16 protein-coding genes are annotated in these 19,556 nt (G+C 62.6%); 7 read left to right on the forward strand and 9 right to left on the reverse strand.

Annotated features, from left to right (window positions below; genetic code table 11):
* Positions 1-40: 40 nt before the first annotated feature.
* The 6 genes from paaK to paaF all read right to left on the reverse strand — a co-directional run bounded on the left by paaK (position 41) and on the right by paaF (position 6,226).
* Positions 41-1,366: a phenylacetate--CoA ligase PaaK gene (gene paaK, locus DYL59_RS25745; RefSeq protein WP_135291714.1), complete on the reverse strand. Its 1,326-nt coding sequence runs from the start codon at positions 1,364-1,366 to the stop codon at positions 41-43.
* Positions 1,367-1,471: 105 nt separating this feature from the next.
* The gene (gene pcaF / locus DYL59_RS25750) at positions 1,472-2,677 is read right to left on the reverse strand and encodes a 3-oxoadipyl-CoA thiolase (protein ID WP_135291715.1); all 1,206 of its coding nucleotides are present in this window, start codon (positions 2,675-2,677) and stop codon (positions 1,472-1,474) included.
* Positions 2,670-3,119, reverse strand: a complete 450-nt coding sequence (gene paaI / locus DYL59_RS25755; RefSeq protein ID WP_135291716.1) for a hydroxyphenylacetyl-CoA thioesterase PaaI — start codon at positions 3,117-3,119, stop codon at positions 2,670-2,672. The genes pcaF and paaI overlap by 8 nt, the downstream gene beginning before the upstream one ends.
* Positions 3,112-4,629 carry a 3-hydroxyacyl-CoA dehydrogenase PaaH gene (gene paaH, locus DYL59_RS25760; RefSeq protein ID WP_135291717.1) on the reverse strand — a complete coding sequence of 506 codons (1,518 nt, stop codon included), beginning with the start codon at positions 4,627-4,629 and terminating at the stop codon, positions 3,112-3,114. The genes paaI and paaH overlap by 8 nt, the downstream gene beginning before the upstream one ends.
* Before the next feature lie 3 nt (positions 4,630-4,632).
* Entirely contained in the window at positions 4,633-5,424 is a 792-nt protein-coding gene (gene paaG / locus DYL59_RS25765; RefSeq protein WP_135291718.1) for a 2-(1,2-epoxy-1,2-dihydrophenyl)acetyl-CoA isomerase PaaG, read from the reverse strand.
* A 28-nt stretch (positions 5,425-5,452) separates the two neighbouring features.
* A complete protein-coding gene (gene paaF / locus DYL59_RS25770) occupies positions 5,453-6,226 on the reverse strand; it encodes a 2,3-dehydroadipyl-CoA hydratase PaaF (RefSeq protein WP_135291719.1) in 774 nt (257 codons plus the stop codon).
* Positions 6,227-6,555: 329 nt separating this feature from the next.
* On the opposite strand from paaF, the gene paaY reads away from it, so the two are divergent.
* The 3 genes from paaY to feaR all read left to right on the forward strand — a co-directional run bounded on the left by paaY (position 6,556) and on the right by feaR (position 9,152).
* On the forward strand, positions 6,556-7,152 hold the full coding sequence (paaY, locus tag DYL59_RS25775) for a phenylacetic acid degradation protein PaaY (protein WP_135291720.1): 597 nt from the start codon (positions 6,556-6,558) through the stop codon (positions 7,150-7,152).
* Positions 7,153-7,231: 79 nt separating this feature from the next.
* Positions 7,232-8,155: a phenylacetic acid degradation operon negative regulatory protein PaaX gene (paaX, locus tag DYL59_RS25780; protein ID WP_135291721.1), complete on the forward strand. Its 924-nt coding sequence runs from the start codon at positions 7,232-7,234 to the stop codon at positions 8,153-8,155.
* Positions 8,156-8,237: 82 nt separating this feature from the next.
* On the forward strand, positions 8,238-9,152 hold the full coding sequence (gene feaR / locus DYL59_RS25785) for a transcriptional regulator FeaR (protein WP_135291722.1): 915 nt from the start codon (positions 8,238-8,240) through the stop codon (positions 9,150-9,152).
* 114 nt (positions 9,153-9,266) lie between these two features.
* Here feaR and tynA read toward each other — a convergent pair whose 3' ends face one another.
* Both tynA and DYL59_RS25795 read right to left on the reverse strand, forming a co-directional pair.
* The gene (gene tynA, locus DYL59_RS25790) at positions 9,267-11,555 is read right to left on the reverse strand and encodes a primary-amine oxidase (RefSeq protein ID WP_135291723.1); all 2,289 of its coding nucleotides are present in this window, start codon (positions 11,553-11,555) and stop codon (positions 9,267-9,269) included.
* A gap of 319 nt (positions 11,556-11,874) precedes the next feature.
* Positions 11,875-13,197: an alginate export family protein gene (locus DYL59_RS25795; RefSeq protein ID WP_135291724.1), complete on the reverse strand. Its 1,323-nt coding sequence runs from the start codon at positions 13,195-13,197 to the stop codon at positions 11,875-11,877.
* A gap of 244 nt (positions 13,198-13,441) precedes the next feature.
* Here DYL59_RS25795 and DYL59_RS25800 point away from each other — a divergent pair, with 244 nt between their 5' ends.
* From DYL59_RS25800 to DYL59_RS25815, 4 genes are all read left to right on the forward strand, one after another.
* The gene (locus tag DYL59_RS25800) at positions 13,442-14,932 is read left to right on the forward strand and encodes an aldehyde dehydrogenase family protein (RefSeq protein ID WP_135291725.1); all 1,491 of its coding nucleotides are present in this window, start codon (positions 13,442-13,444) and stop codon (positions 14,930-14,932) included.
* Between the two features lie 575 nt (positions 14,933-15,507).
* Positions 15,508-16,917, forward strand: coding sequence for a GABA permease (gabP, locus tag DYL59_RS25805; RefSeq protein ID WP_135291726.1), 1,410 nt, complete (start codon positions 15,508-15,510; stop codon positions 16,915-16,917).
* Positions 16,914-17,990, forward strand: coding sequence for a choline metabolism transcriptional regulator GbdR (gene gbdR, locus DYL59_RS25810; RefSeq protein ID WP_135291727.1), 1,077 nt, complete (start codon positions 16,914-16,916; stop codon positions 17,988-17,990). Before gabP ends, gbdR begins: the two co-directional genes overlap by 4 nt.
* A gap of 132 nt (positions 17,991-18,122) precedes the next feature.
* Positions 18,123-18,338 (forward strand): tautomerase family protein, encoded by a 216-nt coding sequence (locus DYL59_RS25815; RefSeq protein ID WP_135291728.1) that lies wholly within the window; start codon positions 18,123-18,125, stop codon positions 18,336-18,338.
* A 66-nt stretch (positions 18,339-18,404) separates the two neighbouring features.
* Here DYL59_RS25815 and DYL59_RS25820 read toward each other — a convergent pair whose 3' ends face one another.
* The gene (locus tag DYL59_RS25820) at positions 18,405-19,556 is read right to left on the reverse strand and encodes an iron-containing alcohol dehydrogenase (RefSeq protein ID WP_135291729.1); all 1,152 of its coding nucleotides are present in this window, start codon (positions 19,554-19,556) and stop codon (positions 18,405-18,407) included.

Below are 19,556 nucleotides of genomic sequence, written 5' to 3' on the forward strand. Positions count from 1 at the left end.
AAAAAAAAGCCCCGCCGGAGCGGGGCTTAAAGTGCAGCAGTCATGCTTTGGGACGGTTGTCGATCACATGGCAGGCCTTGCCTTCGGAGCGCTTGATCGAGTGCATTGGCTGCAACACGATACGGGTGCTGATGCCGATATAGGTCTTGATGTGCCGGCTCAGCTCGCCCGCGATTGCCTTTTGCTGTTCGTCGCCCAGGTGTTGATGTTCGGCCTTGAGTTCCACATGCACGTCAACGCTGTCCAGGTTGCCATTGCGATACAGATGGATCTCGTAGCACTCGCACAGCTGTTTGACTTTGAGCACCTGCTCCTCGACCTGGGTGGGGAACACGTTGACCCCACGGATGATCAACATGTCGTCGCTGCGCCCAGTGATCTTGTCGATGCGCCGCATGGGCCTGGCGGTGCCGGGCAGCAGGCGCGTCAGGTCGCGGGTGCGATAGCGGATCATCGGCAGCGCTTCTTTGCTCAGGGAGGTGAACACCAACTCGCCCATCTGCCCGTCCGGCAACACCTCACCGGTGACCGGGTCGATGATTTCGGGGTAGAAGTGGTCCTCCCAGATGGTCGGGCCGTCCTTGGTTTCGGCGCATTCCATGGCCACGCCCGGGCCCATGATTTCCGACAGGCCGTAGATGTCCAGGGCGGTGATGCCCAGGCGGTGTTCGATGGCACTGCGCAGCTCGCCCGTCCACGGTTCGGCGCCGAAGATGCCCAGGCGCAACGCGAGCTTGTGCGGGTCGAGGCCCTGGCGCTCGATCTCATCGGCGATGTTGAGCATGTACGACGGCGTGACCATGATGATGTCCGGCTGGAAATCCTTGATCAGTTGCACCTGTTTCTCGGTCTGCCCGCCGGACATCGGGATCACCGTGCAGCCCAGGCGTTCGGCGCCATAGTGGGCACCGAGGCCGCCGGTGAACAGGCCGTAGCCATAGGAGATATGCACCTTGTCGCCACGCCGCCCACCCGCTGCGCGGATCGAACGGGCGACCACGTTGGCCCAGGTGTCGATGTCGTTCTGGGTGTAGCCGACCACGGTGGGTTTGCCGGTGGTGCCACTGGATGCGTGCAGGCGCACCACGTCGTGCATGGGCACGGCGAACATGCCGTAGGGGTAGTTGTCGCGCAGGTCGGACTTGGTGGTGAACGGAAACTTCGCCAGGTCTTCCAGGCAGGTGATGTCACGCGGGTGCACGCCCAGCGCATCGAAGCGCTGACGGTACAGCGGCACATTGTTGTAGGCGAGGTTGAGGCTCCAGCGCAGGCGGTCCAGTTGGTGCTGGCGCAGCTCGTCGATGCTGGCGGTTTCCAGCGGGTCCAGCACAGGTTCAAGCACGGTTTGGGCAATTGGCATGTTCATGACTTCACTCGAATTATTTTTGTGTTCCAGCCCGGTTGCACCAGGGCTTTGAGTGCATGCCCCAAGGATACCGTTCGGCTCCCTGGGAATTGGGATTATTTGGTCCTATAGACGCTCGATGACCACCGCGATGCCTTGGCCGACGCCGATGCACATGGTGCACAGGGCGTAGCGGCCCTGGCGTTCCTCCAGTTCGTGCAGGGCGGTGGTCACCAGGCGCGCGCCGCTCATGCCCAGGGGATGGCCCAGGGCGATGGCGCCGCCGTTGGGGTTGACCCGTGGGTCGTTGTCGCCCAGCCCGAGTTCACGCAGCACCGCCAGGCCTTGGGCGGCGAAGGCTTCGTTGAGCTCGATCACGTCCATGTCCGCCAGGCTCAGGTTGGCCAGCTCCAGCACTTTGTGGGTCGCCGGTACGGGGCCGATCCCCATGATGCGCGGCTCCACGCCGGCGGTGGCCATGGCGACCACCCGGCCACGTGCCTTCAGGCCGTAGCGTTTGGCGGTTTCGGCGTTGGCCAGCAACAGTGCGCAGGCACCGTCGTTGACCCCGGACGCATTGCCGGCGGTGATGCTGCCGCCTTCGCGAAAGGGCGTGCCGAGTTTCTGCAATTGCTCAAGGGTGGTGTCGCCGCGTGGGTGCTCGTCATGCTCCACCACCTTGGCCGGGCCTTTGCGCTGAGGGATCTGTACTGCGACGATTTCCTTGGCCAGGCGCCCGCTGGCCTGGGCTGCGCCAGCCCGTTGCTGGCTGCGCAGGGCAAACGCGTCCTGGTCGGCGCGGGAGATATTGAACTGCGCGGCGACGTTCTCGGCGGTCTCCGGCATGGAGTCGATGCCGTAGGCCGTTTTCATCAGCGGATTGACGAAACGCCAGCCGATGGTGGTGTCGTACAGCTCGGCCTGGCGCGCAAACGCCTGCTCGGCCTTGCCCATTACCAGCGGCGCGCGGGACATGGATTCCACGCCGCCCACCAGCATCAAGCCGGCTTCACCACAGCGAATGGCGCGGGCGGCGCTGCCGATGGCGTCCAGCCCGGAGCCGCACAGACGATTGAGGGTGGTGCCTGGCACGCTCACCGGCAACCCGGCCAGCAGCGCCGACATGCGCGCCACGTTGCGGTTGTCTTCACCGGCCTGGTTGGCGCAGCCGTAGATCACGTCGTCTACCGTGTTCCAGTCGACTTGCGGGTGACGGCGCAGCAGCTCGCGCAGCGGCACTGCACCGAGGTCGTCGGCGCGTACGCTGCTCAAGGCTCCGGCGTAGCGGCCAATCGGGGTGCGCACCGCGTCGATGATCAGGGCGTCATTCATTCGGGGTCTCCTGCGCCAGCACCGGGCCGCGCACTTTGTAGGATTTGCCATGGAACAGGGCGATCAACTCGCCCCGTTGGTTTTCGATACGCACGTCGTAGTTGCCGGTGCGGCCGGAACGGCTTTGCTCGATGCAGTCGGCATTTAGGGTGTCACCCAGGCGGGCCGGGGCGATGTAGTCGATGCTGCAGCCCATGGCCACCGTGGCCTCGTTGTAACTGTTGCAGGCCAGCGCGAAGGCCGAGTCGGCCAGGGCAAACAGGTAGCCGCCATGGCAGGTGCCGTGGCCCTGGAGCATGTCGGCGCGCACGTTCATGCCCACGCGGGCGGTGCCTGGCGCGGCCGAGAGCAGGCGCATGCCCATGCCTTGGCTGGCGCTGTCGCGTTCGAACAGGGCTTGGGCGCAGGCACTGGCCAGGCGGTTGGCGTCGTGGTTAGTCATGCAAACTTCTCCCTTGCGCCACGCGGCGGCGCAACAGCAGCGACGGCCGGTAGCGTTCTTCGCCATAGCTGGCGTGCAGGTGTTCCAGCACGCGCAGTACATGGGCAGGTCCAATGGCATCGGCCCAGGCCAGCGGGCCTTGGGGGTAATTGACCCCGGCCCGCATGGCCAGGTCGATATCGGCGGCCGAGGCCACGCCTTGCAGTTGGGCGTCGGCGGCTTCGTTGGCAAGCATCGCCACGGTGCGCAGTACGGCCAGTGCCGGGCTGTCGCTGAGCAGGCTGACGCGCAGCCCGGCTTGTTGCAGCAGGGCCACACCGTCTTCAAAGGCGCCAGGGTCGATGCCTGCCGCGCAGCTGATGGCGATGCGGCTCGCGGTGCCGTAGTCGAAAGCCAGGTCCAGCAGGATCAGGTTGCGCAGGCCATCTTCCTGGGCGCGCTGGCAGGCCATGCGCCCGTCGCTCAGGGCCAGCACCGCATCGCCCACCCGCAGCAGGCCGTGGCCGTCGCGGTGAGTGACGTCGATGGTGTGTTCGCGCAAGCGTGGGATCAATGCGTTGGCGATACCCAAGTCACCCTCGACCACGCAGGTGGTGACGGCTCGCTGGCTGAGTGTGGTTTTCGCCGTTGGCCGCTCGGCGCCGTCTGCATAGCTGTAGAAGCCCTGGCCGCTCTTGCGCCCCAGGCGCCCGGCGTCTACCAGGTCTTTTTGGATCAGCGAGGGCTGGAAGCGGTTGTCGCCGTAGTAGGCGTTGAACACCGAGCACGTCACCGCATAATTAACGTCGTGGCCGATCAAGTCGGTCAGCTCGAAGGCGCCCATGGCAAAGCCACCGGCGTCGCGCATCAGTGCGTCCAGGGTCGAGCAGTCGGCTACGTTTTCCTGCAACAGGCGCAGGCTTTCGGCGTAGAACGGGCGGGCCACGCGGTTGACAATAAAGCCCGGTGTCGAGCGGGTGTGCACCGGCTTCTTGCCCCAGGCCTTGGCGGTGGCATACAGGCAGTCAGCCAGGGCCGGGTCACTGGCCAGGCCGGAGACGATTTCCACCAACGCCATTACCGGCGCCGGGTTGAAGAAGTGCAGGCCCAGCAGACGCTGCGGGCGCTCCAGTTGGGCGGCGATGCTGGTGATCGACAACGACGAGGTGTTGCTGGCCAGGATGCACTGCTCGCCGCAAATGCCTTCCAGTTGGCGCAAGAGGGCGCGCTTGACCTCCAGGTTCTCGACAATGGCCTCAATGACCAGTGCGCAATCGGCCAGGGCGTCGATGGACTCCACCGCCTGCAAGCGGGCGAGGGTGGCCGTGCGGGCGTCGGCCGAAAGCTTGCCTTTTTCCACGCGCTTGCCCAACTGCCGGTCGATCCCGTCGATGGCCTGGGCGGCGGCGCCAGGGCGGTTGTCCAGCAGCAGCACGAGGTGGCCGGCCTGGGCCGCAACCTGGGCGATACCGGCGCCCATGGCCCCGGCGCCAATCACGGCAATACGTGCAGTGGTGTTCAGTGCGGTCATGGCTCAGCGCCCCTTGAAGCTTGGCGTGCGTTTTTCCATGAAGGCGCTGACGCCCTCACGGTAGTCCTCGCTGCGCCCGGCCAGGCGTTGCAGGTCTTTTTCCAGTTCCAGCTGGTCGTCAAAGGTGTTGCTTAGGCTGGCGTTGAGGCTGCGCTTGATCAGCGCCAGGCCGTAGGTCGGCTGGGTGGCCAGGTGGCGGGCCAGGGTCAGCGCCTCGTTGCGTAACTCGGCGTCGTCTACGCAGCGGTAGATCAGGCCCCATTGCTCGGCCTGCTCGGCGCTCAAGCGGTTGCCCAGCAGCGCCAGCGCCTTGGCCCGGGCCATGCCTACCAGGCGCGGCAAGGTCCAGGTGCCGCCAGAGTCGGGGATCAGGCCGATCTTGCAGAACGCTTGGATAAAACTGGCCGAACGCGCTGCCAGCACCAGGTCGCAGGCCAGCGGGATATTCGCACCAGCCCCGGCGGCCACGCCATTCACTGCGCAAATCACCGGCATCGGCAGGTCACGCAATTGGCGGATCAGCGGGTTGTAGAACTTCTCGATGGACTCGCCCAGGTCCGGCGCGCTGCTGCCCGGTGCGACGTTGCGGTCGCTGAGGTCTTGCCCGGCGCAGAAGCCACGCCCTTCACCCGTCAGCAGCAATACGCGCACATCCGGGTTCTGGCGCACTTGCTTGAGGGCTTCTTTGACCTCGCCGTGCATTTGCGTGTTGAAGCTGTTGAGTTGCTCGGGCCGGTTGAGGCTGAGCAGCGCGACGCCGGCGTCGATGGAAAACAGGATGTGTTCGAAGGTCATGGTCAGGGGGCTCTCTGGGAATGCTGGGTTACTGGCCGGTAAAGGTCGGTGTGCGTTTTTCCTGGAAGGCGCGGATGCCTTCGTCGCGGTCACGGGTGCCGGCCAGCACGGTGAAAGCGTGGCGTTCAAAGCGCAGGCCGCTGGCCAGGTCGGTGTCCATCGCCTTGAGCAGGGCTTCCTTGGCCAGGCGCACGGCCAACGGCGCTTTGCCGGCAATATTGCGGGCGATGTGCAGGGCGCGTTCCACGGTGAATTCGGGTTGGGTCACTTCGCTGACCAGGCCGGCGCGCTGGGCGTGGCGGGCGCCGATGGGCTCGCCGGTGAGCACCATCTGCATGGCCATGGACTTGCCCACTGCCCGCAGAAGGCGTTGGGTGCCACCGGCGCCGGGCATGATGCCCAAGTTGATTTCCGGCTGGCCGAAGCGAGCGTCTTCGCCGGCAATGATGATGTCGGCATGCATCGCCAGTTCGCAGCCGCCACCGAGGGCGAAACCGTTGACCGCTGCGATCAGCGGTTTGTTGAAGTGGGTGATGGCCTGCCAGGCGGCTTGGCGTGGGTCATTGAGAATGCCCACCAGGTTGCGCTCGGCCATTTCGTTGATGTCGGCGCCAGCGGCAAAGGCTTTGCGGCTGCCGGTGAGCACCACGGCGCGGGTGCCGTCGTCCGCTTGGGCATCAGCCAGCTCGGCGGCCAATTCGCTCAACAGTTGGGTATTGAGGGCATTCAGCGCTTGGGGGCGCTGCAGGGTAATCAGGCGCACGCCCGGTGCAAAGAACTCGACGGCTAGGGTCTGAGGCATGGCGGATGCCCTCGGTGCACGCACGGCTTGGGTGCCGGCTCATTATTGGATCGGCCGCAGGTGGCCGGTTTTGCCAGAGTATAGCTTTAATGCGATACACAAAATCAAGTGTGAAATTGAATTAACGTGTCCTATTGTGGATTTGTTATTTTCAATGTTCCCGCGTTTTCGGTCTTTATATCCCTATTTGATTGAGATTATTGGCGTTTTAGAGGCCTGCTCGGCCGGCGCTTAAAAGTGATACGGTTTTTTGTGCTTTGTGTGAGATAAGTGATGTGATACAAAATAAGTCTGCATGCGTATCGCTTTGCGCTTTCAAGGAATTTTCTATGACGTGCTACAGCCTCAACGGCCTCACCCCGGTGGTCGACCCCACGGCCTATGTGCATCCATCGGCCGTGCTGATTGGCGATGTGATCATTGGCCCGCATTGCTATGTCGGGCCGTTGGCCAGCCTGCGCGGCGACTTCGGCCGTATCGTGCTGGAGGAGGGCGCCAATATTCAGGACACCTGCGTAATGCACGGTTTCCCGGAGAGCGACACAGTGATCGAGCGCAATGGCCACATCGGCCACGGCGCGGTGTTGCACGGTTGCCGCATTGGCGAGGACGCCCTGGTGGGCATGAATGCGGTGGTCATGGACGGCGCGCGCATTGGCCCGCGTTCATTTGTGTCTGCCACCGCGTTCGTCAAGGCCGGGTTCGAATGCCCCGGGCAATCCTTGGTGATGGGCACGCCGGCCAGCGTCAAGCGCAGCCTCAGCGATGAAGAAGTGAGCTGGAAACAGACCGGCACCCGCGAGTACCAGCAACTGGCCAAGCGTTGCCTGGAACAGATGCAGGAGTGCGAGCCCCTGGAAGCCGTCGAACCCCATCGGCCACGGGGCAGCGACAGCGGCCTGCGGCCCAAGGGTGCGGCGCTGTGAACCAACATTGCATGTGCAGGATGGTCACAAGGCCCGCTCGCCGGGTATATTTCAGCCTTTTTTCCTGTCCGGTACGCCCATGTCGTCCCTAGCCCCGTTGAATTCCCTGATCACGCGCTTTCAAGAGCAGACGCCGATTCGCGCCAGTTCGCTGATCATCACCCTGTACGGGGATGCCATCGAACCCCATGGCGGTACCGTCTGGTTAGGTAGCCTGATCCAGTTGCTCGAACCCATTGGCATCAATGAACGGCTGATCCGCACCTCGATTTTCCGCCTGACCAAAGAAGGTTGGCTGACCGCCGAGAAAGTCGGGCGGCGCAGCTACTACAGCCTCACCGGCACCGGTCGCCGACGTTTCGACAAAGCCTTCAAGCGCGTCTACAGCTCCAGCGTGCCAGCCTGGGACGGTTCCTGGTGCCTGGTGATGCTCACACAGTTGCCCCAGGACAAGCGCAAACAGGTGCGCGAAGAGCTGGAGTGGCAAGGTTTTGGTGCAATCTCGCCCGTGCTGCTGGCTTGCCCGCGCAGCGACCGTGCTGACGTGAACGCCACCTTGCAGGACCTGGGCGCCCTGGAAGAAACCATCGTCTTCGAAACTACCGCCCAGGATGTACTGGCCTCCAAGGCCCTGCGTTTGCAGGTGCGCGAAAGCTGGAATATCGAGGAGCTGGCCACCCACTACAGCGAGTTCATCCAACTGTTCCGCCCGCTCTGGCAAGCCCTGCGCGAGCAGGAGAGCCTGTTGCCGTCCGACTGCTTCCTGGCACGGGTTCTGCTAGTGCATGAGTACCGCAAATTACTGCTGCGCGACCCCCAGTTGCCCGACGAGCTATTGCCCGGTGATTGGGAAGGCCGCGCCGCACGACAGTTGTGCCGCAATATCTACCGTCTGATCTTCGCCAAGGCCGAAGAGTGGTTGAACAGCGCACTGGAAACCGCCGACGGGCCCTTGCCGGATGTCGGCGAGAGTTTTTACCGACGCTTTGGCGGGCTCAAATAACCCGCCATCAATCAAGCAACATGCTGTGTGTTTTAGCGTGGATCGACGTAGATAATAAAAATAAGCCTGCGTGAGGCCTCACATGACTTCTACAACTGCACAGCGCCGTGATGGGTTCGAGCAATGGATCCATCAGATCAACCAGATCTGCGGCGCCTTCAACGCACAAACCCTGGGCGATGAGTTTTCCGGGCACATCCGCGAATACCACAGCGGTGCGCTCAAGCTCAGTTTTGTCGACGCCTGCCAGGCACGGCTGTACCGCACGCCACGGGAAGTGGCGGCGGGCGAGGGCGGCAAGTATTTTGCGGTGTTCCAACTCGACGGCACGGCCAGCATGGCCCAGGGTGATAACCGGGTGGCGTTGTCGGCCGGGGATATCACCCTGATCGACGCCTCGCAGCCCAGTGACTTCACCTACAGCGAAAGCTCCCGGCAGTTGTCGTTGATCTTGCCGTACCCGCTGGTGGAGCAGTCCCTGCGTTTCAACCCGGTCAAGTGTGGGCACCGGATCGCGGCCACGTCGCCCATTGCCACGCTGTCCCACCACTTGATACTGGACGCCACGCGCCAGGCCAACCCGAGCCAGCAGGAAAGCGAGGCGACCCTGGATGCGGTGGTCAGCCTGCTACGCCCGGCCATCACCCAGTGCGAAGGCGCGGAGGATCCCCACGAGCGGATCTTTCGCAAGACCCTTGGCTACATTGACGAGCATATTCGTTCGGAAGACCTGTGCCCTGAGTTGCTGGCACGAGAGGTTGGTGTGTCGATGCGCGGGCTGTACCGGATGTTTGCGCGCAAGGGGTTGGTGGTGGCGCGCTATATCAAGAATCGCCGCCTGGACCTGTGTGCTGAATCCCTGCGCCAATCCCGTGCCGAGCAGAAGCTGTCGGCGTTGGGCTATTCGTGGGGGTTTTCGGATTCGAGTTACTTTTCTACGGCGTTCAAGTCGCGCTTTGGCATTTCGCCGGGTGAGTACCGCAAACAATATGCCTGATTCTCTGTAGGAGCGAGCTTGCTCGCGAAAGACGTCAACGATAACGCGTGAAGCCTGGAAGCACGCGGTGTCTATGCGTCTTTCGCGAGCAAGCTCGCTCCTACAGGGGTGTCGTTATTTAGGTGAATTGAGGTTCAGCGTCGGCGTTTCATCAAAGAAGTTCCACGGCTTGAGCAGTACGTGCACCCACTCGGTCGGCATGATCGGCCACTCTTCGGCACGGGCGATGTGGGTAGTGCCGGTGGTCAGCCACACCACGTCGTCGCTGTTCTCGATGGACTGGTCGTCCTTGGTGAACTGCCCAAGGCCGGTGTCGGTTTGCGAGCGGTTCGGGTACTTGCCTTCCGGGTACTTCTCATCCGGGTTGTAGCGTGTCACCCATAGCTGTTTGTCCATGAAGCTCAGGCGGTGATACAGCCATTCGTCCTTGCCGAAATTGGCACCCTTGGCCACCGGGTGCGTGCCACCGGCATACGGAATCAACTGGTAGGAAACCGGGTTGCCGACTTTGTTTTCCTTACCGAAGTTGGTCAGCAGGCGCACGGTGGAGGGGTCGAACTTCTGCGCGGCCTGTTGTTCGGTGCTGACCACCCGTTGTTCGGTCTGCATGGTGCTGGTGCGCGGCCCGCCACGCTCGTTCGGTGCAATCACCGGGTTCACTTCCACCAGCGAGTTGTTCTCGCCGTCGATGTCCATGTCCAGGCGGAAGTTGTAGATGTGCTGGTGGGTGGTGCCGACGATGTTGTGGTCCAGCAGGGTGCCGTAGCGTGTGTCTTCCTTGGCGCTGGCCTCGTGCATGGTCTTGGTCTTGACGCCCTTGACCGCTTCGATGCCGGTGGCGCCGGCGTCGATGCCGATGGTGCCGTTTTGCTGGAAGACCCAGTCGAAGATGTAGTCGTAGTTGCCCACGGTGCTGATCCAGCGGATCACCAGTTCACGGCGCTCGGCGCTGAGGTTGGGCTGGCCCATCTCCTGGTGCTTGTATTCGGGGCCGGCGTAACGCTCGAACACCGCGATGGCGTGGGGGATGGTGGTGGGTGCGCCGGTGTAGTCGGCGATGGTGGCGTCCAGCAGCACGGCGTTTTGCGGGGCATCTTTGCCACGGGCAATCGGCGAGGTGAGGGTGCCCATGCCGTAGTCGCCAGAGTCCAGGTAGGCCTTGAAGTACCAGCCGGCGTCCGGGTCGCCGTAGGGCACGATCATGCCGCCCAGGTTGCCTTCGTACATGATCTTGCGTTTCTTGCCCTTGTCGTCATAGGTGACGGTGGACAGGATCGGCCCCACGCGTGAATCCAGGCGCACATGGAAGTCCCAGTTCTGCCAATGGATGCTGTTGCCGGTGATGGTGTAGTTCTTGCCTTCGGGCTCGATGATCTCCAGCGGCTTGAGCGCCACGCCCTTGCGGCCGCGACCGTCGTAGGGGGTGGGCTTCATCGGCACCGGGACCACGGCGCCGTCTTCGATCTTGATCAGTTTTTTCTGTTCAAGGTCGACCACCGCCACCAAACCTTCAATCGGGTGCGCCCAGTAGTTGCCGTCGCCGGTGTCGAGGTAGCTGACGATTTTCAGCAGGCGCTTGTCCTGGGTCAGTCCGTCCTTGCCGTCGAAGTAGCCGACGGTCAGCGGCGTGGCCACCACCTTCTTGATATCGGTGATACCGCGCTTTGCCAGCGCCTGGGCGTAGTCGGCACTGGTTTCGATCACGGACTGCACGGTAGCGAAGTCATCCAGCAGCACCATGCCGTGGGCGCCTTCAATCGGCTTCCACGACAGCAAGGTCTTGCTGTCCAGGTCGACCTGGCCCTCGATCACATGCTTGCCATCGAGCACCACGATATTGGCCTGGCGTGACTGGGTGGGCTTTTGCCCGCTGTATATGAAGTTCCACACCTGATCCTTGGGGGGCGTGTGCACCGAGATTTCGGTGAAACGGAAGCCGGGTTTGTAGTTTGCAGACTGTTTGATGATCTGGACCGCACTGTTGATCTCATCCGCGCTCAGTGGGTTGAGCGGGCTGGGGCGGGTCTCGATGACAAAGGTCTTGTCCAGGCCGGACTGGAACACCTGGTTGATAAAGTCCTTGGACATGTACGCAGTCTTGCCCTTGAACACCACCGGCACTGGCAACTCCATGCGTTTGCCATTGAGCACCGCGACCTTGCTGTCGGGCTTGACCTTGACGTAGGCACCGTCCTTGGCGATCACGAACACGTTGGCGTAGTCGTCCCATTTGACCGAAGCGCCAAACGCTTCAAGAGTCGACTGCAACGGCACCATTTCGGCAGCGCCGCCATGGGCCTGTGCAGTGGTCTGCAAGCCAGGCAGGCCGAAAGTGCCCAGGGCAATGGCCAGCGCGAGTCGGGCAAGGGGCGTTCTTTTGAGCAAAGCGGTGGGCGAGAGCATTTCTGAGTTCCTTGAAGTGAACCGAGGACAGGGTCAGGTAGCACTTTGCTACAGCGTATAGATTGATGCTTTTGGATTCTCGCCAAAATCCTTGTGCTGCGTGCCTGAATGGATCATAGCGACTGGCAGGTGTAAATCGGCACCCATAGAAAAGCAGGTTGCACAGGGTATGGAAGCCGGGTGCGGTCAAAAAAAGTGGGAGCGGGCTTGCTCGCGAATGCGGTATGCCGGTCGACAAATTTATGGGCTGATCCACCGCATTCGCGAGCAAACCCGCTCCCACATTTGGATCTCCATGTCTGAGCCGCACCGGCCGGGGTTAGAAAGTGGTGGCGAAGACCAGCTGGCTGTAGACGTTCTTGTCGTTGTTGCCCAGTTGGGTACCGCCGTGATCGGCGCTTTTATCCGGTTGGTAGAGGCCAATCAGCGGCATCACGGTGAGATGCGGGTTGACCCGCCATTCGGCGAACAGGTCGATCTCGTGGCCATCGGTATTGCCCAGGCCGCGATCAAGGGTGTCGAAGTCAAACAGCACTGCGCCAATGCTGACGCTCTCCAGCGGCGAGGCTTTGAGCGTGATCGACTGGATGCGCGAGTTGGTGTTGAACGGGCCAGCATAGTTGCCCGCCACTTCGCCCTGGAACCAGGTGCCGTAACCCCGATTGAGGCCGTAGAACAGCGGGTCGAAGCCTTTGGAGAAGCGGCTGTAGCGATAGTTGGCGCTCGGCGCCCAGGCGATGTCGGCAAAGGTCCAGCCGGCTTCCAGGTACCAGGCGTTTTCGCTGGCGGCGTGGGGCTTGTCCTGCTTGGCGTATTCACCGGACAGAAACAGGTTTTCTACCCCGGCGTTACCTTGGGCGCGCAGGCTGTAGGTCTTCATGCCGTCCCGTTCCAGCTGGGCGGGGGAGGCGTATTGCTTGTCGACGTCGGTGGTGTCGATGTAGGTCAGGCCCACCGTGCCTTCGGCGGCAACGTGTTCCAGGGTGCCGATGACCATTTCGGTCTTGGCCTGGGCGCGGTTGTTGGACTTGAGCCACATCAGGTCGCTGCGCCAACCCTGCTTGCCGCCCAGGCGCAACACGGCGGTCTCGTCGAAGGCTTTGCGTGCCGCCAGGTAGTAGGCGCCGCCGCGGTTGTAGTCGCCGTCGGCAAGGCCGTTGCCCACGTTCAGGGCATCACCGTTAATCAGGAAACCGTCGCCGACTACGATGTTCTGGCGGCCGAATGACAGGTCCACGCCATCGTCGCCCAGTGCTTCGAACAACTTGCCGGAGCGCCAGCCGAGGTAGGCGTCTTCGAACTTGGTGGTGCGTTCCGAACCATCGCTGAAGCCTGCGGCATCGCCGTCGCCCCAGGTGCCGGAGCTCAACAGGTTGGCCGCGCCATAGGCGGTGCCAGCGCCTGCCAGGCCTTTGTCAAAGCTCAGGCCATATTTGATATAGCCCTCGCGCCACGCGGATGAACCTGGGTTCAGGCGCCCGGACGGGGCGTAGCGTTCCTGGCTATGGAACGCGCCGAATACCGCTTCCAGCGTGGCGTTCAGGTGGCTGTCGGCATCGCTGTAGAGTTCGTACGCCTGGGCGTTGCCAGCACTGACCAACAGGGCGAGGGTCGACACACAAAGCTTGGGGGACTTGAGCATGGGGGGCATCCGTTCTTGTTCGCGAACGCAGGTTTGCGCTCTTTTTCGATACTAAGGCGTGGAACTTTTGCTGCCTTGTGTGTGGTTGCCAAAGCCTTGACTGTGCTTGCCAGCATCGTCGGTTTGGCAGTGCCGCAAAAGCATCTGGCACGCAGGGAAAACCGGTAGGTAGAGCGTGCACCGACAATCGCGCCAAGCCCTACAGCAACTACCCCGGCCCAATCATTCGAACAAAAGGTGAACCATGAGCAACGTTGAAATCCTGCCCCAAGTTGCTGCATTCCTTGACCGCCGCCACGGCTGTTTTATCGACGGCCAGTGGGTCTTCGCCGAAGGGCAGTCTATTGCGGTGCTTAACCCGGCCACCGGGCAGACCCTGTGCGAAACCCTGGACGCGCCGTCGGAGCTGGTGGAGCGCGCGGTGCAGTCGTCCCATGCCGCGTTCAAGGCGGGGGTGTGGTCGGGCCTGCGCCCGGCCGACCGTGAACGCATCCTGCTGAACTTCACGCGCCTGGTGGAAGAACACGCCGAAGAACTGGCCCAGTTGGAAACCCTGAGCCAGGGCAAGTCGATCAACATGGCGCGGGCCCTGGACCTGAACGCCACTGTGGAATTCATGCGCTACATGTCCGGCTGGGCCACCAAGATCGAAGGGCAGACCTTCGATGTATCTATCCCATTGCCGCCCGGCGCTAAATTCACCGCCTTCACCAAGCGCGAGCCGGTGGGTGTGGTGGTGGGTATCGTGCCGTGGAATTTCCCGCTGATGATCGCCGCCTGGAAACTGATGCCCGCCCTGGCCACCGGTTGCACAGTGGTCATCAAACCGGCGATGGAAACCCCACTGACCGCTATGCGCCTGGCTGAGCTGGCGATTGAGGCGGGCATTCCGGCCGGCGTGTTCAACGTGGTCACCGGGGGTGGTGCCTCGGTGGGCGGCGCGCTGACCACCCACCCGCTGGTGAGTAAGGTGTCGTTCACCGGCTCCACCGCCGTGGGCAAAAGCGTGGGCGTGGCGTGCATGCAGAACATGACTCGTTTCGCCCTGGAGTTGGGTGGCAAGAACCCGATGATCGTGCTCGCCGATGCCGATATCGACAAAGCCATCCAGGGCGCGATCCTCGGTGGCCTGTTGAATAACGGCCAGGTGTGCGCGGCGGCGTCGCGCTTTTATGTGCATCGCTCAATCCACGACGCGTTCGTCAAAGGACTTGCTGCGGCGGTATCGGCCATGCCGATTGGCGCGGGCATGGACGCCGATGCGGTGATCAACCCGCTGGTGTCGCGCAAGCAGCAACAGGGCGTGCTCAAGCACATCGAACAGGCCCGCCGCGAAGGTGCGCAGGTGGTGTGCGGCGGCGAGTTATTGGAGGGGGAGGGCTTCTACGTGCAGCCGACGATCCTGGCCGGTGTCGACCACAGCATGGCCGTGGCCCGCGAAGAAGTGTTCGGCCCGGTGCTGGCGGTGCTGCCCTTTGATGACGAAGATGCGGTGATCGCCCAGGCCAACGACAACCCCTACGGCCTGGCGGCGAGCCTGTGGACCAACGACCTGACCAAAGCCCTGAACCTGGTGCCGCGCATCGAAGCCGGCACCGTGTGGATCAACGCCCATGTGCTGCTCGACCCGGCGATGCCGTTTGGTGGGGTCAAGCAGTCTGGGATGGGGCGCGAGTTTGGGCGGGCGGTGATCGAGGCGTATACCGAGTTGAAGTCGGTGTGTATTGCCCATTGAGGTCTACAGGCTCGCCTTACCCTGCCTCGCTCTCGCGCAACTCCTTGAGGTATTTGTAGACGGTGGCCCGGCCCATGTTCAGGACATTTTCGACGGCGCTTCCTGGCCGAAGGTGGGCAGTTGGCGAGGTTGGGCCACACCGTTCGTTGGTACCCTTTGCTTACTTTGGGCTGGGCCGGCATTCCGGCTTTTCCAAAGTGAGCCGCCGTAAGGGCGGAACCCATATCAGCCATCACCCAAATAACGGATATTCACTGCGACCAAAAAGCTCCAGCGCCATACACACGGCTATCGCAGGCAAGCCAGCTCCCACATCAGAGCGGCGTACATCCGATAAGACTTGGCCGCCTGCCCTATCGCTTTCGCGAGCAAGCCCGCTCCCACCTTTAGAACTGGGTTCGACAGTCAATCTCGGTCAGTCAGCGGACGCTATGTCGATATCAGACCAAACCATGCCGCACCCAGGCTATTTTCGGTCGGCTCAGGCCGCGTAAGGTGACCGCATCATTAAAAATGATGATCGCCTGACTCTTCAGTCAGTAGGCCTTACGTCGATCACCGAGAATAAGAAAACAATGAACAGCCCCACTCCGAACCACTCCAACGCCCAGTTGGCGCAGGGCTTCAAGCCGCGCCATGTCACCATGCTTTCCATCGCCGGCATCATCGGCGCGGGGTTGTTTGTGGGGTCCGGGCATGCGATTGCGGCGGCGGGGCCGGCGGTGTTGCTGGCCTATCTGTTTTCCGGCCTGTTGGTGGTGCTGGTGATGCGCATGCTCGGGGAAATGGCGGTGGCCAACCCGGACACTGGGTCGTTCTCGACCTATGCCGACCAGGCCATCGGCCGCTGGGCCGGGTTTACCATCGGCTGGTTGTACTGGTGGTTCTGGGTGCTGGTGATCCCCATCGAAGCCCTGGCCGCCGGGCATATCCTCAACCAATGGTTCCCGCAGATCGACGCTTGGCTGTTTGCCTTGTTGTCGATCTTTTTGTTGGTGGTCACCAACCTGTTCAGCGTGTCCAAATACGGCGAGTTCGAGTTCTGGTTCGCCATGGCCAAGGTGGTGGCGATCATCGGTTTTATCGGGGTGGGCTTCGCGGTGCTGATGGGCTGGGTGCCCGAGCGCGAGGCCAGTGGGCTCAGCCAGTTGATGCAGGACCATGGCGGGTTTGCGCCCAATGGGCTGTCGGCGGTGGTCGGGGCGTTTATCACCATCATGTTCAGCTTTATCGGCACGGAAGCGGTGACCATCGCCGCCGCCGAGTCCAATAACCCGGCGCAGAACATCGCCCGTGCGACGCGCTCGGTGATGTGGCGCATCGGGGTGTTCTATGTGTTGTCGATCTTCGTGGTGATCTCCGTGGTGCCGTGGGATGACCCATTGCTGGCGTCGGTGGGCTCGTACCAGCGGGCGCTGGAGTTGATGAACATTCCCCATGCCAAGCTGCTGGTGGACGTGGTGGTGTTGATCGCCGTGGCCAGCTGCATGAACTCATCGATCTACATTGCTTCGCGCATGTTGTTCTCCCTGGGCAAGCGCGGCGATGCACCGGCAATGCTCAAGAAGACTTCTGCGGCCAGTGTGCCGCGAGCGGCGGTGATCGCCAGCACTGTCCTGGGGGCTGGGGTGACGTTGCTCAGCTATTTCATGCCGGCCGGGTTGTTCCAGTTCCTGCTCGCCAGTTCTGGTGCCATTGCCTTGCTGGTGTACCTGGTGATCGCCGTTTCCCAACTGCGCATGCGCAAGCTCCTGCTGCGCCGCAACGTCCCATTGACCTTCAAGATGTGGCTGTTTCCTTGGCTGACCTGGCTGGTCATCGCCTTTATCAGCGCGGCGTTGTCGGTGATGCTGATCACCCCCGAGCACCGCTTTGAAGTGTCCTCGACCCTTGGCCTGGCCTTGATGATTTCCTTGATCGGGCTGATCACCGCGCGGCAATCGGACCCGGTGCCACAGGCGGTCCCCGCAGCCTCCCAGCCATGAGTGCGAGGCCCGTGGGCAGTATCGTGTTTGTGTTGCTGGACCAGTTCACCCTGATCTCCTTGGCCTCCGCCCTGGAGCCGTTGCGCATGGCCAACCAACTGTCGGGCCAGGAACTGTACCGCTGGCACACCGCAAGCCTGGACGGTCATCCCGTGTGGGCCAGCGACGGCGTGCCCATTACCCCTGACGGTTCGATCACCAGCGTGCCGCCTGCGGACACCGTGATCGTCTGCGGCGGCATTGGCATCCAAGGCACGGTGACCGGCGAGTTGGTCAAGTGGCTGCGCAGCCAGGCGCGTTACTCCAAGCGCCTGGGCGGTGTTTGTACCGGCAGTTGGGTGTTGGCCCGCGCCGGGTTGCTCGACGGTTTTGAGTGCAGCGTGCACTGGGAATGGTTGGCAGCCATGCAGGAGGCGTTTCCAGGGGTAACGGTCAGCTCCAGCCTGTTCACCCTCGACCGTGACCGTCTCACCAGCTCCGGCGGCACTGCGCCCCTGGACATGATGTTGCACCTGATCGGCCGCGATCACGGGCATGAACTGTCGGCGGCGATCTCGGACATGTTCGTGTACGAGCGCATCCGCAATGAGCAGGACCATCAGCGTGTGCCCCTCAAGCATATGCTCGGCACCCAGCAACCGAAGTTGCAGGAAATCGTTGCGTTGATGGAGGCCAACCTGGAAGAGCCGATCAACCTGGACGAACTGGCGGCGTATGTCGCCCTGTCGCGTCGGCAGCTGGAGCGCATGTTCCAGAAGTACCTGCACTGTTCGCCTTCGCGCTACTACCTGCGGCTAAGGTTGATTCGTGCGCGGCAGTTGCTCAAGCAAACGCCCATCTCGATTGTCGAGTTGGCGGTGCTCTGTGGCTTTGTGTCCACGCCGCACTTTTCCAAATGCTACCGCGAGTACTTTGGCGTGCCGCCCAGCGATGAGCGCTCGGCGACGGACAGTGAGCGGTCCATCGTGGTCAAACCGATCCTCCATGCCTTGCCGGCGCCGGTGCCGATCAATGTGATGGAGCAGGCGAGGGGCGAGTCGACGTTTGCCAGCGTCAAGAACCTCAAGCGATGAAGGTGGGGATTGATTACACCGCAGCACAAATGATGTGCCCCCGCCCGTATTTATCCACTCGCCACAACCTCCTACAGTGGCTCCCACGCGTTGCCCCGTCACACCGACAGGGCACGAGCCGGAGCACTTTTTATGCCTTTCATCAGCGTTCGAATCACCCGCGATGGCGTCACCCGGGAACAGAAAGCCCAGGTGATCGCCGAGATCACCCAGACCATGCAAACCGTGCTCAACAAGGACCCGCACCTCACGCACATCGTGATCGAGGAAGTGGAGACCGATAACTGGGGCTACGCCGGAGTCACCACCACCGAGTACCGCCAGGGCCTGTCCGAGACCACGTCGTAAGCCGCCCCGTCATCAAGTAGGCGGATGTACCCGCCAATGGCGGGTTCAAACTACCGTACTGCTTGATCAGTACGCCGCGCGATAAATCGCCAGCGCATCCGCTTCACTCACCTCTCGCGGGTTGTTCACCAACAGGCGCTGCTGTTGCATGGCACTGTGGGCCAGCTCCGGGAGGCTTTCCAAGGTCACCCCGGCATCTCGCAAGCGCAATGGCAGGCCCACGGCGGCGTGTATGCGCTGCATCTCGGCAATGAACTGCGCAGCAGCATCGCCCGCTTCCAGGCGTTCACCCAACACACACGGCGCCAGTTGCGCGTATAGCGCCCCGGCGTGGGACAGGTTGAACGCCAGCACCGGGTTGAGTACCAGCGCATTGGACAGCCCATGGGGCAAGTGGAACGTAATCCCCAACGGATAAGCCAGCGCATGCACCGCCGCCACCGGGGCGTTGGCGAAGGCCTGGCCGGCCAGGCAGGCACCCAACAGCATGGCCTGGCGTGCCTCCAGGTTCTGCGGCTCGCGCACGGCGGTTTCGAGGTGGGCGCTGAGCAGGCGCAGGGCTTCGCGGGCCAGCAGATCGGAGATCGGGTTTTTGCGCAACTTGCTGGTGTAGGCCTCGATGGCGTGCACCATGGCGTCGATCCCGGTGGCAGCGGTGACCGGGCCGGGCAAGCCCACGGTCAGCTGTGCATCCAGAATCGCCAGGTCCGGCAGCAACTGCGTGGACACCACGCCGGACTTGCCGGTGGCGGTGGTGACGATGGAAATCGGCGTGACTTCCGAACCGGTGCCCGCGGTGGTCGGCACCTGGATCAACGGCAGGCGCGCGCCGCTGGCCTGGTTGACGCCGTAGATATCGCTCAGGCCCTGACGTTGGCCGGGGTGGGCAAGGTAGGCCACCAGCTTGGCGGTGTCCATGGAGCTGCCGCCACCAAAGCCGACGATCAGGTCGGCGCCCATGGCGCGGGCTTGTTCTGTTGCGGCCAGCACCAGTTCTTCGGCCGGGTCGGCGAGCACGTCGCTGTACACCTGCAGGTTGATATCGGCTGCGGCAAAGCCAGGCAGCACCGAGTCCAGCAGGTTGTGGCGCAGGATGCCGGCGTCGGTCACCAGCAATACGTTACACGCGCCTCGGGCGGCGCAATGCTCGGCCAGTTGGGCGGCAGCACCGCTGGCGCAGATCAGGTGGGCGGTGGTGCTGAAGTTGAAAGCTTGCAT

The organism is Pseudomonas kairouanensis, from assembly GCF_004682055.1.
Taxonomy (GTDB): Bacteria; Pseudomonadota; Gammaproteobacteria; order Pseudomonadales; family Pseudomonadaceae; genus Aquipseudomonas; species Aquipseudomonas kairouanensis.